The sequence below is a fragment of the Flavobacterium sp. IMCC34852 genome, assembly GCF_030643905.1.
GTDB lineage: Bacteria > Bacteroidota > Bacteroidia > Flavobacteriales > Flavobacteriaceae > Flavobacterium > Flavobacterium rivulicola.
On record NZ_CP121446.1, the window covers coordinates 3,036,461 to 3,050,760 of the forward strand.

A 14,300-nucleotide genomic window follows, 5' to 3' on the forward strand; every position below is an offset into this window, starting at 1 on the left:
AGACTGCAAAAGTAGTATTTTATTCACACTAATTAAAGTTTGAAACAAAAAAAACCTCTCACAATGAGAGGTTTTAAAATATAATCTTTTAAACTGATTAGAATCTGTATCCTAAACCGATTTGGAAAGATGTAGTGTTTAATTTGAAATCTTCAAATCCTGATCCGTCAGGGAAATCGTTAAGATCAGCTAAACCTAAGTTATATCTAGCGTCAAAGAATAAACCTGACTCTAATTCATAACCTGCACCAATTCCTAAACCGTAGTCCATAGATTTTGTAAAATCTTTAACATCGTCTCCACCGGCAACGAAACCGAACTGTGGACCTGCTTGTAAATTGAATCCTTCAGCAACATAATACTTAGCCATGATAGGAATTTTGATGAAGTTTAATGCAGCATCTTTAGCTCCTTCCATAGAGTAAACTAATTCTGGTTGTACGTGGAATTTTTCAGAGATAGCGAAATCTACTAAACCACCAATGTAGAAGCTAGAAGTAGCATCTCCATCAAAGTCACCAGTGAAGTTAGAGTTGATGTAACCAGCTTTAACACCAAATTTCATGTCGCTAGATCCACCTTTGTCTTGTGCATTTGCAAAAGATACAGCAAATACAGCAGCCATTGTTAAAATAATTTTTTTCATGTTTGTTTAATTTTAAAATTAATATAAGCAAAGTTATAAGTTTAGATTAATAGGAATAATCAGGGGAATTGGACTTATTAACAAGGTTGTTAACAATGTAAATTCGTAAAAATACTGTTTTACAGTAATTTAGAAAAAAATCGGAAAAATATGGTTTTTTTTAACAATTCAAAAACACGTCAGTTTAGAATGATTTGAATAAACCAAAAAACCTTATTCTATTATATACTAAAATAAGATTTATCCCGTTTTACTATAAATCCTTATCACTATTAAATAGAATGTATGAAAAAAGCAATTGTAATCTTAATGGTCTTGTTTGGCCTTAATGTAGTCAGTGCGCAAACGCTGAAATTCGGTCTCAAAGCCGGCGCCAACTTTGCTACTTTGGAAGGTAACAATGTAGAAGGTTCAACCTACACGAGTTTTCACTTTGGTGCCTTATTAGAAGTAAAACTTTTGGAAAACTTGTCATTGCAACCTGAATTGGTGTATTCTTCCCAAGGAACCAAAATTAATGAAGCGGCATTTGACGACATCAACTACAACTACCTTACTGTTCCGGTTTTGGCCAAATTTTATTTAACCAAAAACAAACTGAGTTTTGAAGCCGGACCGCAATTTTCATTCTTGGTCAACGAAAATGTAGCGGATCAGTTTGAAGGGGAAACTTTCGATTTTGCCATAGCCGGCGGATTGGGCTACAACATCACGGAGCATTTCTTAATCCAAGCGCGTTATGTAGCCGGTTTAACTGAGGCTAACAGAAGTGCCGAGGTTAGAAACAGAACCATTCAGCTTTCTTTAGGTTACCGATTTTAATAAAATCATAACTTTAGTACAAAACCGTTGTCTGTTCGACAGCGGTTTTTTATTTTTACTTAAAATTCATTCTATGAAAATAGCTATCATCAATGGCCCTAATCTTAATTTATTAGGCAAACGCGAACCGGAAGTATACGGAAACATTACCTTCGAGTCTTTTTTTGAAACCTTAAAAAGCCAATATCCTACGCTAGAATTAAGCTATTTTCAAAGCAATATAGAAGGCGAATTGATTGATAAAATTCAGGAAGTTGGTTTCACTTTCGATGGTATTATTCTCAATGCTGCTGCTTATACCCATACTTCTGTTGGTATAGGCGATGCTGTTAAAGCTATCACAACACCGGTTATTGAAGTACATATTTCAAATACATTTGCTCGAGAAACTTTCCGTCACCAATCTTTTATCTCTCCCAACGCTAAAGGAATTATTATAGGTTTCGGATTGAAAAGTTACGAATTGGCTTTGCAATCATTTTTATAAACACTATTTAATCCATTTATGTTAAAAAAACTACTCTACGCCTTTACATTGCTACTTACTATCGTTACTAACGCTCAAGTCAAAGGTAAAGTCACCGATGAAAAAGGAGTTCCGCTACCTTTTGTGAATATCTTCGAAGAAAACACTTATAACGGAACCACTACCAATGAGCAAGGAAAATTTGAACTAAACCTCAAAATCCCGGGAAATCACACCATTATTTTTCAGTATTTAGGTTACAAAACCGCCAAACAAGTGGTTACGATAGATAAAACCCCTGTAACCATTGAGGTTGTTTTGGTGGAAGAAAACATCATCTTAAATGAAGTAGTCATCAATCCTAAAGACAATCCGGCCAACGAGATTATCCGCAAAGCCATTCAAAACAAAAAAGAAAACGCTGCCAAAACCGCCAAATACAAAGCCGATTTTTATTCGAGAGGTATCTTCAGAATTAAAGATGCTCCGAAAACTATCTTGGGACAAAAGTTTGATTTCTTTGATGAAGTTTTAGATTCTACCCGAAGTGGTATTCTGTATTTGTCTGAAACCGTTTCGAGGATTACCTTCCAAAAACCGGATAAAATGAAAGAGGTTATTGTGGCTTCCAAAGTGAGCGGCAATGACAACGGATTTAGTTTTAACAATGCGGCTTCGGTGAATTTTGATTTTTATGAAAATTATTTGCCTTTCGAAATCAATGTGGTTTCGCCTATTGCCGACAATGCATTCAATTATTACAAATACCAATTTGAAGGTTCTTTTTTTACAGAAAACCGCAAACAAATCAATAAAATCAAAGTCATTCCGCGTCGCAATACCGAACCGGTTATGGAAGGCTACATTTATATTGTTGACGATTCCTATGCCGTTTATGCCGTGGATTTATCCATCAAAGGAAACCAAATGCAAACGCCGGCTTTAGACCAATTAACTTTAAAACAAAGTTTCAGCTACAATACCAACAGTAAAATTTGGGTCAAAAATACCCAGACCATCGACTTTGTCGCAGGCATGCTCAGCATCAAACTCAACGGAAGGTTTACCTATGTATATTCGAATTTTGAATTTGAACCCGAAATTACCAAACGCACCTTCACCAATCAGGTGTTGGCTTTTGAAGAAAATGCCAATAAAAAAGAGGATGCGTTTTGGAATACCATTCGTCCGGTGCCACTGACCGAAGAAGAAACCACCGATTATTTGAAAAAAGACGTTTTGCAAACCAAAAAGAAATCGCAAACCTATTTGGATTCCATTGACAACAAGCGAAACAAATTTCGCCCAATGGATATTTTAAACGGTTACAGCTATCGCAATTCGTTTAAGAAATGGTCTATTGATTATGACGGACCGTTACTGTCGACTTCTTTTAATACGGTACAAGGTTGGCGAATGAATGCCGGATTATCGTATACCAAACGCAACGAAGAAAAAAGAACTTTCACCCGAATCGGCTCCCGATTTGACTATGGTTTTTCGGAAGAAAAAATCAGAGCAACGGTTAGTTTTGCCCATAAATTCAACAACCTCAACAATAGTTTCTTGTCCATTAACGCCGGAAGTTCGGTAAGCCAATTCAACAGTGCTAATCCAATTTCCAATATGGTCAATACGGTGAGTACTTTGTTTTTCAAGAACAATTTCATGAAGTTGTATGAGAAGAATTTTGCCTCCGTTTTTTTTGGCAGAGAAGTCGTAAATGGTTTTTACATGAATGCCAACGTAGAATATGCCGAAAGAAAACCGCTTTACAACACTACTGATTACACGGTCATCAAAAACGACGATTTATATTCTTCTAACAATCCGCTGAATGCTTTGGATGAAAGTTCGGCAGCCATCACAAAACACAATTTGGTTAAGGCCAATGTATTGATGCGTTTTAACTTCGGTCAAAAATATTGGTCAAGACCCGATGGAAAATTCAATATACCGAATGATGATTATCCGGCGCTTTCGTTGGGTTACGAAAAAGGATTAGCGGCTTCCGATAAAAATTATGAATACGATTTGATTATGGGAAGAGTGACTTATGATGTTACTTTGGGCAACAAAGGTTTTATGCAAATGAATTTCAAAGCCGGTAAATTCTTTAATGCCGACGGTATTTCGTTTGTGGATTATAAACATTTTAACGGAAACCAAACACATATAGGACAAACCGACAGTTATACTAATGTCTTTAACTTATTGCCGTACTATGCTGCCAGTACCAATGACAGCTATTTTGAAACCCATATCGAACACAATGACAAAGGGTATTTTATGAATAAATTGCCGTTGTTAAAACATTTACAATCGCAATTGGTTTTAGGCTTCCACAACTTGTCTGTTCCCGACAGAAAACCTTACCAAGAGTTTTCGATTGGATTGGATAATTTAGGCTTTGGAAAATTTAAGTTCTTGAGAGTTGATTACGTTCGTTCATACCAAAACGGTTTTCAAGGCGATGGTGTAATTTTCGGACTTAAATTTTTGAATGTATTCGAATAAACTATTTCAAAAAAACATCATACCCAAAACGCAACAGCGTTAGGATTACTACAAAAAGGAAAAACTTTCTAATGAAGGCATTTCCTTTTTTTATGGCCAATTTGGCGCCAATCCAACCGCCAAGTGCATTGCAAAAAGCCATCGGAATCGCAAAAGCCCAAATGATTTTACCTTTCATCACAAACAAGCAAATCGAACCGAAGTTGGTGGCCAGATTTACCATTTTAGCATTCGCAGAAGCATGAAGAAAATCAAACCCTAAAACCGAAACAAACCCTAAGACCAAAAAACTACCCGTTCCCGGACCGATAAATCCATCGTAAAAACCAACCAATACGCTGATGATAACTGCATAAAGTATTTGTTGTCGGTTCGAATGACTTTTGTCTTGGTGTTGCCCAAAGTTTTTCTTTTTAAAAGTATAAACCGCCAAACCAATCAGTATGAAAAACAACAGCGGTTTCATAAAATCATTGCTCACCACGTTCAGCAAAGCCGAACCGCAAAAAGCCGAACCAAAAGCCAAAATCGCCATTAGGGAAAGTAACTTCCAATTGAGCTGAACCTTTTTCAAATACTGAAAAGCCGCAAAACTGGTACCGCTGAAAGCCGGAATTTTAAGTGAGCCAATAATACTGGCCACCGACAAATTGGGCATCAAAATCATGGCCACCGGAGTTTGAATCAAACCGCCGCCGCCTACAATAGCGTCAACGAATCCGGCGAAGAAAGAAGCGATACAAAGTAAAACAATGATGTAGGTTTCCATAGGCTTAAAATGAAAAGAGGCACAATAATGCACCTCTATTTTCTATATTCTTTTCTCTATATTTTAAAATTAGACACGAACAATATTAGCGCCTAAAGCTCGAAGTCTTTCATCTATTCTTTCGTAACCTCGGTCGATTTGCTCGATGTTTTGAATGGTTGACGTTCCTTTAGCAGAAAGCGCTGCAATCAACAACGAAATTCCCGCACGAATATCCGGCGAAGACATTACTGTAGCTTTTAATTGCGATTGGAAATTATGTCCCATTACCACCGCTCGGTGCGGATCACACAACATGATTTTGGCTCCCATATCGATTAACTTATCGACAAAGAACAAACGGCTTTCAAACATTTTTTGGTGAATCAACACATCGCCATTGGCTTGTGTGGCAACCACCAAAACAATACTCAACAAATCCGGAGTAAAGCCCGGCCAAGGTGCATCGGCTATGGTTAAAATCGAACCGTCGATATCGGTTTTCACCGTATATCCTTTGGTATGAGCCGGAATATAAATATCGTCACCTTTGCGTTCTAAAGTAATCCCCAATTTTCTGAAGACACTCGGAATTACACCTAAGTTTTCCCAACTCACATTTTTAATAGTAATCTCACTGCGCGTCATGGCTGCCAATCCAATCCAAGAACCGATTTCAATCATATCCGGTAAGATTCGATGTTCGCATCCGCCTAATTTTTCAACGCCTTCAATGGTCAATAAGTTTGAACCCACTCCGGTGATTTTGGCACCCATGGAATTTAACATTTTACACAATTGTTGCAAGTAAGGTTCGCAAGCCGCGTTGTATATTGTGGTGGTTCCTTCGGCTAAAACAGCAGCCATTACGATATTGGCCGTTCCGGTAACCGAAGCTTCATCAAGCAACATATAAGTGCCTTTTAAACGGGTTTTGGTTTCTACGCCGTAAAAGTGATCTTCTCTTTCGTAACGGAATTTAGCTCCCAAATTAATAAACCCTTCAAAGTGGGTATCCAATCTTCTTCTGCCTATTTTATCACCACCCGGTTTCGGTATGTATCCGCAACCAAAACGGGCTAAAAGTGGCCCGACTATCATGATCGAACCTCTTAAACTACCGCCTTCTTTTTTAAAGGCTTCGGTTTTTAAATAATCTACATTAACTTCATCGGCTTGGAAAGTGTAATCACCCGGACCGTTTTTTTGGATTTTGACCCCCAAATTCCCCAACAAAACAATCAGTTTGTTTACGTCGATAATGTCGGGAATGTTGGTAACTCTTACCTTTTCCGAGGTTAATAATGCCGGACATAAAACTTGTAACGCTTCATTCTTGGCTCCTTGTGGTTGTACTTCTCCTTTTAATTGGATGCCGCCTTCTATTTTAAAAGTTCCCATATTTTTTTGTTGTCGGTTGTCGGTTGTTGGTTGTCGGTTGATCGGTGTAACAGACAACTGATAACAGACAACTATTTCTGATTATTGTTATTATTTTTCTGGAAAGGTTTCTTCCCGTTTTTGTTGCTCTTGATTTTGTTGTTTTGTTGCGGTTGGTTTTTGTTGGACATCTTTTTGTTGGTACGCATCAAATCGTTGGTTTTCAACAATTCTTCGGTACTTTGCAACAAGTTCAGTCTTCCTTCTGACAACTCATACAAATGCTCAAAAATTACGGTATCGGTCACCGTGTCTTTGTTCCAACTCAAATAGGATTTCTTCATGTGATTGGCAATCACTTTGACCAAAGCATTCTTCATCTCGCCTTCTTCCCAACTGTTGGCTACATCAATCATGTATTTGATATTGTTGCCGTAAAAACGGTATTTCGGATTTTTTTGCGGGTAAGGCAAACGCTCCGGCTTCAGGTTAATCACATCGCGCGTCGGAATGGGATAAGGCGAATCCACATCCAATCTAAAATCGGACATGATAAAAATCTGATCCCATAATTTGTGCTGAAAATCGGGCACATCACGCAAATGCGGATTCAAACTGCCCATCACCTGAATGATGTATTTGGCCGCTTTGTTTCGCTCTTCTCTATCGGCGATTAAAGTAGCTTGGTCAATCAATTTCTGCAAATGACGCCCGTATTCCGGAATAATCAAATGCGGTCTTTCGGCATTGTATTCCAAATGGTAGACCACATCATTAGCATTCTCTTTTATATATTTTTCGGCCATTATAATGAAATTATTCCTTCTATATTTGAAACTTCGATGTATTTCTCCACTACACTTTCCGGGCTTTCCATCATCACATTTACCGAAAGACTCGTGTATTTCCCGGTTTTGGATTGGGTGGTTTGTATCACGGCACCCAAATTGTCAAAAGCATTCTCTACTTCTTCAATCTTCTTGGGGTCAGTGGGCACGATAAATTTATACAAATATTCTGTAGGCCAGGTTGAAGTATTGTTCAGCTCTTCGCGTAATCGGGTATAAAATTCTTGGGTTTTCTTGTCCATTCATCAAAAAATAAAAGCAAATATACAGTATTGATTTCAGATTCGGAGAAGAATTCCTTGGGTTTGTTTTATTTTTTTGAACGAAAGGTTCGGGTCGTTTCAGCAAGCCTTATTCCCGCTTTCCGTCTCGTTGGAAACGAAACTCCAATCGGGGTTATGAGAGAAACTATTCGCTCTTTTGGCCACGACCGAAATAAAAACTTCAAACACTTTTATTTTTCTGATTTGTTTCAATAAATTTGCCCCTTATTTCCAAAAATTTTGAAAAAGGAACTCATTGTCATAACCGGCGGTCCCGGCACCGGAAAAACCACCATTATCGATTCTTTAATCGAACAAGGTTATGCGTGTTTTCCCGAAATTTCAAGACAAGTAACCCTGGAAGCCAAAAAACAAGGCATCGAACAATTGTTTCTCGAAAAACCTTTGCTCTTTAGCGAATTATTACTCGAAGGGAGAAGAAAACAACACCAACAAGCTATTGAAGATGTAGCCGAATTGGTTTTCCTCGACCGCGGTATTCCCGATATTTTAGCCTATATGCATTACATCGGCGACAGTTATCCGGCGTTTTTTGATCATGCTTGCAGAGAGCATCAATATTCCAAAATTTTTGTTCTTCCGCCATGGGAAGAAATTTACGAAAGTGACGAAGCCCGTTACGAAAACTTTGAACAAGCCAAACTCATCTTTGACCATCTTTTAGAAACCTACCAAAAATACGGTTACGAACTCATTGAAGTGCCGCGCGGTACAGTGGAAGAGCGTATTCAGTTTATCTTGAGTCAGCTTGCTTAATACACTTTTGTTGTAATTACAACTCAATCTTATTTTATACCTTTATACCATAAACTGAGTTAACTCATAACTCATAACTCATAACTCACAACTTGGATAGACCACTCGAAATCCTAACTAAATACTGGAAACACGACGCTTTTCGCGAACCGCAAGAAGCCATTATTGCTTCGGTATTAGAAGGTAAAGACACTTTTGCCTTGATGCCGACCGGTGGTGGAAAATCGATTTGTTTCCAAGTTCCGGGTATGATGATGGAAGGCATTTGTTTGGTGATTTCTCCACTCATTGCCTTGATGAAAGACCAAGTCCAAAATTTACAAAACAAAGGCATTAAAGCCATTGCCTTAACCGGTGGAATTCGCCAAGAGGAAATTATCGATTTGCTCGATAATTGTCAGTTTGGAAATTACAAATTCCTCTATCTTTCTCCCGAACGCTTGCAAAACGACTGGATTTTGGAACGCATAAAAAATCTCTCGATAAATCTTATCGCTATTGATGAAGCGCATTGTGTTTCGCAATGGGGACATGATTTCCGTCCGGCCTATTTGAAGATTGTACAGCTAAAAGAGTTCTTCCCTAAAGTGCCTTTTTTGGCTTTAACGGCCTCGGCTACTCCACGAGTTAAAGATGATATTATTACCCAATTACAACTCAAAAACCCGCAAATTTTCACCAAATCATTTTACAGAGAAAACATTGCCTATATGGTTTTTGAAACCGAAGACAAATTGCATTTGCTGCAACAAATTTTGTATAAAAATCCGCAACCGTCTATAGTTTATGTTACCAATAGAAAGTCGTGTTTAGAAACGGCCAAACAATTAGAGAGTCTAGGATTTACAGCTACTTTTTACCACGGTGGTTTATCGGCTAAAGATAAGGAAAAGAACATGCAACTTTGGATGGAAGAAAAAGTCCAAGTCATAGTAGCCACGAATGCTTTCGGAATGGGTATTGACAAATCGAATGTCAAAACCATTATTCATTTGCATTGGCCTCAAAACTTAGAAAATTATTACCAAGAAGCCGGTCGTGCCGGAAGAAACGGTGACAAAGCCTTTGCCATTTTACTCAACAATCCTACGGATATTCTTCATGCCGAAGCGCAATTTCTTGGTGTTTTACCGGATAAAGCTTTTTTGAATTTGGTCTTTTCAAAATTGTGCAACTATTTCCAAATTGCCTATGGCGAAGGAATTGACGAACAGTTTAGTTTTAACTTGAATCACTTTTGCACCAAATACAATTTTCCAACCTTAAAAACCTACAACGCTTTACAGTTCCTTGACCGACAAGGCATCATTACTTTGTCTCAGGAATTCTCTGAGAAAATCACTTTGCAATTTGTTATTCCGTCTAAAGAAGTCATTCGGTATATGAGTTTGCATTCGAATGATGAAGAAATTATCTTGACCATCTTGCGGACTTATCCCGGCGTTTACGATATGCAAACTGCTTTTAATCTATCATTGATTGCCAAAAAAGCCAATCACACGGAAACTGAAGTCCTTTCACTTTTGCAAAAATTAAAAGAAAAAAACATCATTGAAATGACCGCCAAAAACAATGATGCCACCATTACTTTTAATGAAGTAAGAGAAGATGAACGCACCATCAATAGGGTTTCAAAATATTTGGAAGCCCAAAACAAGTTAAAAACTGAGCAACTTAAAGCGGTTTTACACTATTGTCAAGACCAAAACACCTGTAAGAGTAAAGTATTGATGCAGTATTTCGGCGAAAGCCCAAAAGAAGATTGCGGTATTTGCTCCTATTGTATGGCCAAAAATAAAAAGAGGCAAAATCCCGAAACAGTATCGGAAAAGATTTTAACCTTATTAAAAATGCAGGATTTCAATTCGAGAGATATTCAAAAGTTGACCAAACTTCCGAAAGACGATATTATCTTTGCCTTGCAAAAGTTGTTGGAAGAAGAAACCATCAGCATCAAATCGAATAATTTATACTCCTTAAAATAAGCATGGAAAAATTACGCATCGTTTTTATGGGAACACCCGAGTTTGCCGTTGGCATTTTGGACACCATAATCAAAAATAATTATGAAGTGGTTGGTGTTATCACCGCAGTAGACAAACCGGCCGGTCGTGGCCAAAAGATTAAATATTCGGCAGTAAAGGAATATGCTTTGGAACACAACTTAAGACTATTACAACCATCCAATTTAAAAGACGAAACCTTTTTGGAGGAATTGCAAAGTTTAAAGGCCAACTTACAAGTCGTAGTGGCTTTCAGAATGTTGCCCGAAGTGGTTTGGCGTATGCCGAAATTAGGCACATTCAATCTTCATGCTTCGTTGTTGCCTAATTATCGCGGCGCAGCACCAATCAATTGGGCTATTATTAATGGAGAAACCAAAACCGGGGTGACTACTTTCTTTATTGATGATAAGATTGATACCGGCGCGATGATCTTGAGTAGAGAAACAACAATCAGTGCTGATGAAAATGCCGGCGAGTTGCACGACAGATTAATGGTATTAGGAAGCGAAGCAGTGAAAGCGACTTTGGCTTTAATTGAAAACGTAGCAGTTGTCACTACAATACAAGTTGACCATTCAGAAATTAAAACGGCTTACAAACTTAATCGCGATAACTGTAAAGTTGACTGGACAAAATCGGCTTCGGAGATTCACAATTTAATTCGAGGATTATCTCCTTATCCGGCCGCATGGTGTTATTTTAAAGACAAAGGCGAAGAATGGAATGTAAAATTATATGAAGCCAAAGTGATTTCAGAAGCACATTCTTTTAATATCGGTCAAATCATCACCAGCAAAAAAGAAATCAAAGTAGCGGTGAAAGACGGATTTATCCAAATCTTGAGTTTACAACTTCCCGGAAAGAAAAAAATGCTGGCTCATGAGTTGTTAAACGGCGTATCATTTTCGGAAAGAGCGCAAGCAGAATAAGGTCTCGAGCGGTTTTTAGTTAAAAAAATCGACGAAAAACAAGGGTTTATCAACAAAAGTTTCAAGTTATCAACAAAACCTTGAAAAAAACGCCAAAACGCTTGTGTGGTAAGGAATTCCTATTAAATTTGTTATCATTAACAAAATGTTTAACCAACAATTAATAACTAACATTATGAACAAATCAGAATTAATCGATGCAATTGCAGCTGACGCTGGAATCACAAAAGCTGCTGCAAAATTAGCTTTAGAATCATTTTTAGGAAATGTAGGTGGTACTTTGAAAAAAGGTGGAAGAGTATCTTTAGTAGGTTTCGGTTCTTGGTCAGTATCTAAAAGAGCTGCAAGAGACGGAAGAAATCCTCAAACAGGAAAAACTATCAAAATCGCTGCTAAAAATGTAGTTAAATTCAAAGCTGGTGCTGAATTAGACGGAGCAGTAAACTAATACATTAGTTCTTCTGATATACAAAAACCATCTCGGTCAAACGAGATGGTTTTTTTGTTTTTACCAAAATCATTTGGATTTTTAATTTTTTTTTACCAACTTTAGTAAAAATTTAGGCACAAATGATCTCAGAAAAATTACAAAAAGGTCAATTATTAATTGCTGAACCTTCGATTATCGGGGATTTGTCATTTAATCGATCTGTAATTTTATTGGCCGACCATAATGAGGAAGGTTCGGTAGGGTTTATTTTGAATAAGCCTCTAAAATATACCATTAATGATTTACTACCGGAAATTGATGCCAAATTTAAAATCTACAATGGCGGTCCGGTTGAACAAGACAATTTGTATTTTATTCACAATGTTCCAAAGCTGATTCCCAATAGTATTGAGATTTCCAATGGTATTTTTTGGGGTGGCGATTTTGAATTGACAAAGGATTTAATCAACAAAGGGTTGATAAAAAAGAAAAACATTCGGTTCTTTTTGGGCTACACCGGTTGGGATTCAGAGCAATTGGAGAACGAAATGCAATCTAACTCATGGATACTGACTAAAAATATCTATGAAAACAGAATCTTGGGCAAAGCTTCAGTTCACTTTTGGAAAGAAAGAATCATCGAATTAGGCGGTGAATACCTTATTTGGTCAAATGCACCCGAAAATCCTATCTTGAATTAAACTTTTATCGATTGATTTAGTTTACTTAACAATTCCTTAGACAATTTTGTGTCAAATTCCTTTTTACGGTATTTTGTAATTGGTTGGATACCTACAATCACGTTGGTTATAAATAATTCATCGGCTTTTTGTAGATCAAAAGGAGAAATTTCATTTTCAACCGCCTCAACATCGCCCAATTCTTTTGCTAATTTCAATATTTGCTTTCTCATGATTCCGTTTAAACATCCTTCTGCAATTGGCGGTGTAATCAATTGGTTGTTCAGTAGCATAAACAGATTCCCATTGGTAGCTTCCACAACATTTTTATCTTCGTTGATCAGCAGACATGAATCCAGTTGGTTTTCTTGAGCAAAAATACTGGCGGTAATTTGGATGATTTTATTGTTGGTTTTGATTGTAGAAAGCAATTGTTTCTTGACTACAAAGTCTTTATACAAATCGACCTCAAAAGATTTATCGGTTATAGTATACAATTCATTCGACAACCCATTGGCTTGAATTACAAAGGAAACCGAATTATCGGAAGGAGTATAAAAACCACCTTCGTTTCTAAAAACCGTCAATCTTACTCGAGCGGAATTTTGAATTTTTTGTTGGTTTACCAAGGTTAAAATTTGATTTTCGAGGTATTCGAAAGTAAAAGACATTGGGATTTTCATTCTGATAATCCGCATGGAAGATAACAATCTGAAGTAATGATCCTCAAAAAAAAGGATACGATTGTTGACCACTTTTAGGGTTTCAAACACGCCGTCACCATACAGAAAAGAGCGATTTGAAACCGATAGTTGCAATTCAGAATTCAGAATTTCACCATTAAAATTTATCATAAAAAAAACCGCCTTATTTTTAGAATAAGACGGGGCAAATATAACTTTAAAATAGGATTTATATAGAGCCTATAACATGTTTTAAATCGGAAATTTGATTTTCCCATAAAAGTTTTGACTCTTCTAATTCGTCCTCAATGGCGTAATCAACAACCATTAAAGAAACATCTTTGGTGATTTCATCTTCCAGAATTCTCAACTCAAAGTAATACTCGGTATCTTTCTTATTATCATCAACCCATTTAAATTTTACTTTTTCTCCTGTTTTTTTGGAGGCTAATCGGGCGTTTTCTTCAACATCATCCCAAATAAAAGTGAAAAATTCACCTCTGGAATTTACATTATCCGCGAACCATTCTTGTAAACCTGAAGGAGTTGAAATGTATTGATATAACAATTGAGGTGATGAATTCAAAGGAAACTCAAGCTCATAACGAATTTTACTATCCATGATTAGAACAAATTTTTGGGAAATATATAGAATATAAAATCAAAAAAAAAACGTTTTTTAAAAATAAAAAAAATAACCGTTATATGTTTGCAGCCAATAATTTTAATTTTATATTTGCACCCGCATTCAGGGAATGCTTACTCATGGCGAGGTAGCTCAGTCGGTTAGAGCGCAGGATTCATAACCCTGAGGTCGAGAGTTCAAATCTCTCTCTCGCTACAAAAAAAGGCTTGGAAATTTCCAAGCCTTTTTTTATTTACACTACATCCTCTTTAGCCATTATTTTTTCACCAACCTTTCTAGAAATTAAATCGAGAAGACTAAAGCAATATAATCTTATTGTAAGTATTTTACCTTTTATAATTGATTTTTTATGCATTTCATCGATTATTTAATGCTTTTTATCGATTTATGTAAACTCTTTTATAGTTTTGGAATGTCAAATAAAACTATGGAGCATTAGCTTCATAATAAATAATTAAT

Annotated in this window: 15 protein-coding genes and 1 tRNA gene; 9 read left to right on the forward strand and 7 right to left on the reverse strand. The window is 36.8% G+C overall.

Going from position 1 to position 14,300, the window contains the following annotated elements:
- Positions 1–97 precede the first annotated feature (97 nt).
- Positions 98–646 carry a porin family protein gene (locus P7V56_RS13190; protein WP_171222255.1) on the reverse strand — a complete coding sequence of 183 codons (549 nt, stop codon included), beginning with the start codon at positions 644–646 and terminating at the stop codon, positions 98–100.
- 285 nt (positions 647–931) lie between these two features.
- Here P7V56_RS13190 and P7V56_RS13195 point away from each other — a divergent pair, with 285 nt between their 5' ends.
- The 3 genes from P7V56_RS13195 to P7V56_RS13205 all read left to right on the forward strand — a co-directional run bounded on the left by P7V56_RS13195 (position 932) and on the right by P7V56_RS13205 (position 4,451).
- Positions 932–1,468 carry a porin family protein gene (locus tag P7V56_RS13195; protein ID WP_171222254.1) on the forward strand — a complete coding sequence of 179 codons (537 nt, stop codon included), beginning with the start codon at positions 932–934 and terminating at the stop codon, positions 1,466–1,468.
- A 73-nt stretch (positions 1,469–1,541) separates the two neighbouring features.
- On the forward strand, positions 1,542–1,955 hold the full coding sequence (aroQ, locus tag P7V56_RS13200; RefSeq protein WP_171222253.1) for a type II 3-dehydroquinate dehydratase: 414 nt from the start codon (positions 1,542–1,544) through the stop codon (positions 1,953–1,955).
- Between the two features lie 18 nt (positions 1,956–1,973).
- Positions 1,974–4,451, forward strand: a complete 2,478-nt coding sequence (locus P7V56_RS13205; RefSeq protein WP_171222252.1) for a DUF5686 and carboxypeptidase regulatory-like domain-containing protein — start codon at positions 1,974–1,976, stop codon at positions 4,449–4,451.
- 1 nt (position 4,452) lies between these two features.
- On the opposite strand, the gene P7V56_RS13210 is transcribed toward P7V56_RS13205, so the two are convergent.
- From P7V56_RS13210 to P7V56_RS13225, 4 genes are all read right to left on the reverse strand, one after another.
- Positions 4,453–5,220, reverse strand: coding sequence for a sulfite exporter TauE/SafE family protein (locus tag P7V56_RS13210; protein WP_171222251.1), 768 nt, complete (start codon positions 5,218–5,220; stop codon positions 4,453–4,455).
- A gap of 69 nt (positions 5,221–5,289) precedes the next feature.
- Positions 5,290–6,600, reverse strand: a complete 1,311-nt coding sequence (gene murA, locus P7V56_RS13215; RefSeq protein ID WP_171222250.1) for a UDP-N-acetylglucosamine 1-carboxyvinyltransferase — start codon at positions 6,598–6,600, stop codon at positions 5,290–5,292.
- 71 nt (positions 6,601–6,671) lie between these two features.
- The gene (locus P7V56_RS13220) at positions 6,672–7,385 is read right to left on the reverse strand and encodes a DUF4290 domain-containing protein (RefSeq protein WP_171222249.1); all 714 of its coding nucleotides are present in this window, start codon (positions 7,383–7,385) and stop codon (positions 6,672–6,674) included.
- Positions 7,385–7,669: a DUF493 family protein gene (locus P7V56_RS13225; RefSeq protein ID WP_171222248.1), complete on the reverse strand. Its 285-nt coding sequence runs from the start codon at positions 7,667–7,669 to the stop codon at positions 7,385–7,387. The genes P7V56_RS13220 and P7V56_RS13225 overlap by 1 nt, the downstream gene beginning before the upstream one ends.
- Positions 7,670–7,930: 261 nt before the next feature.
- Here P7V56_RS13225 and P7V56_RS13230 point away from each other — a divergent pair, with 261 nt between their 5' ends.
- The 5 genes from P7V56_RS13230 (at position 7,931) to P7V56_RS13250 (ending at position 12,533) form a co-directional block, all read left to right on the forward strand.
- The gene (locus tag P7V56_RS13230; RefSeq protein WP_171222247.1) at positions 7,931–8,467 is read left to right on the forward strand and encodes an AAA family ATPase; all 537 of its coding nucleotides are present in this window, start codon (positions 7,931–7,933) and stop codon (positions 8,465–8,467) included.
- A 92-nt stretch (positions 8,468–8,559) separates the two neighbouring features.
- Positions 8,560–10,452: a RecQ family ATP-dependent DNA helicase gene (locus P7V56_RS13235; protein ID WP_171222246.1), complete on the forward strand. Its 1,893-nt coding sequence runs from the start codon at positions 8,560–8,562 to the stop codon at positions 10,450–10,452.
- A 2-nt stretch (positions 10,453–10,454) separates the two neighbouring features.
- Complete coding sequence (fmt, locus tag P7V56_RS13240; protein ID WP_171222245.1) at positions 10,455–11,402, forward strand: methionyl-tRNA formyltransferase; 948 nt, start codon at positions 10,455–10,457, stop codon at positions 11,400–11,402.
- A gap of 145 nt (positions 11,403–11,547) precedes the next feature.
- Positions 11,548–11,850 carry an HU family DNA-binding protein gene (locus P7V56_RS13245; protein WP_158592531.1) on the forward strand — a complete coding sequence of 101 codons (303 nt, stop codon included), beginning with the start codon at positions 11,548–11,550 and terminating at the stop codon, positions 11,848–11,850.
- A gap of 122 nt (positions 11,851–11,972) precedes the next feature.
- Positions 11,973–12,533: a YqgE/AlgH family protein gene (locus P7V56_RS13250; protein WP_171222244.1), complete on the forward strand. Its 561-nt coding sequence runs from the start codon at positions 11,973–11,975 to the stop codon at positions 12,531–12,533.
- On the opposite strand, the gene P7V56_RS13255 is transcribed toward P7V56_RS13250, so the two are convergent.
- Positions 12,530–13,366 carry an aminotransferase class IV gene (locus tag P7V56_RS13255; protein ID WP_171222243.1) on the reverse strand — a complete coding sequence of 279 codons (837 nt, stop codon included), beginning with the start codon at positions 13,364–13,366 and terminating at the stop codon, positions 12,530–12,532. The two genes, P7V56_RS13250 and P7V56_RS13255, sit on opposite strands and share 4 nt — an antisense overlap.
- 58 nt (positions 13,367–13,424) lie before the next feature.
- On the reverse strand, positions 13,425–13,817 hold the full coding sequence (locus P7V56_RS13260) for an START-like domain-containing protein (RefSeq protein ID WP_171222242.1): 393 nt from the start codon (positions 13,815–13,817) through the stop codon (positions 13,425–13,427).
- Positions 13,818–13,962: 145 nt separating this feature from the next.
- Between P7V56_RS13260 and P7V56_RS13265 the strand changes: the two genes are divergently transcribed.
- A tRNA-Met gene (locus P7V56_RS13265) sits at positions 13,963–14,036 on the forward strand.
- The last annotated feature ends 264 nt before the right edge of the window (positions 14,037–14,300 follow it).

Bases quoted from the DNA above. Each gene is read 5' to 3' on its own strand.
- P7V56_RS13190 (WP_171222255.1), bottom strand. From the start codon at position 646: ATGAAAAAAATTATTTTAACAATGGCTGCTGTATTTGCTGTATCTTTT.
- P7V56_RS13195 (WP_171222254.1), top strand. From the start codon at position 932: ATGAAAAAAGCAATTGTAATCTTAATGGTCTTGTTTGGCCTTAATGTA.
- aroQ (WP_171222253.1), top strand. From the start codon at position 1,542: ATGAAAATAGCTATCATCAATGGCCCTAATCTTAATTTATTAGGCAAA.
- P7V56_RS13205 (WP_171222252.1), top strand. From the start codon at position 1,974: ATGTTAAAAAAACTACTCTACGCCTTTACATTGCTACTTACTATCGTT.
- P7V56_RS13210 (WP_171222251.1), bottom strand. From the start codon at position 5,220: ATGGAAACCTACATCATTGTTTTACTTTGTATCGCTTCTTTCTTCGCC.
- murA (WP_171222250.1), bottom strand. From the start codon at position 6,600: ATGGGAACTTTTAAAATAGAAGGCGGCATCCAATTAAAAGGAGAAGTA.
- P7V56_RS13220 (WP_171222249.1), bottom strand. From the start codon at position 7,385: ATGGCCGAAAAATATATAAAAGAGAATGCTAATGATGTGGTCTACCAT.
- P7V56_RS13225 (WP_171222248.1), bottom strand. From the start codon at position 7,669: ATGGACAAGAAAACCCAAGAATTTTATACCCGATTACGCGAAGAGCTG.
- fmt (WP_171222245.1), top strand. From the start codon at position 10,455: ATGGAAAAATTACGCATCGTTTTTATGGGAACACCCGAGTTTGCCGTT.
- P7V56_RS13245 (WP_158592531.1), top strand. From the start codon at position 11,548: ATGTTTAACCAACAATTAATAACTAACATTATGAACAAATCAGAATTA.
- P7V56_RS13250 (WP_171222244.1), top strand. From the start codon at position 11,973: ATGATCTCAGAAAAATTACAAAAAGGTCAATTATTAATTGCTGAACCT.
- P7V56_RS13255 (WP_171222243.1), bottom strand. From the start codon at position 13,366: ATGATAAATTTTAATGGTGAAATTCTGAATTCTGAATTGCAACTATCG.
- P7V56_RS13260 (WP_171222242.1), bottom strand. From the start codon at position 13,817: ATGGATAGTAAAATTCGTTATGAGCTTGAGTTTCCTTTGAATTCATCA.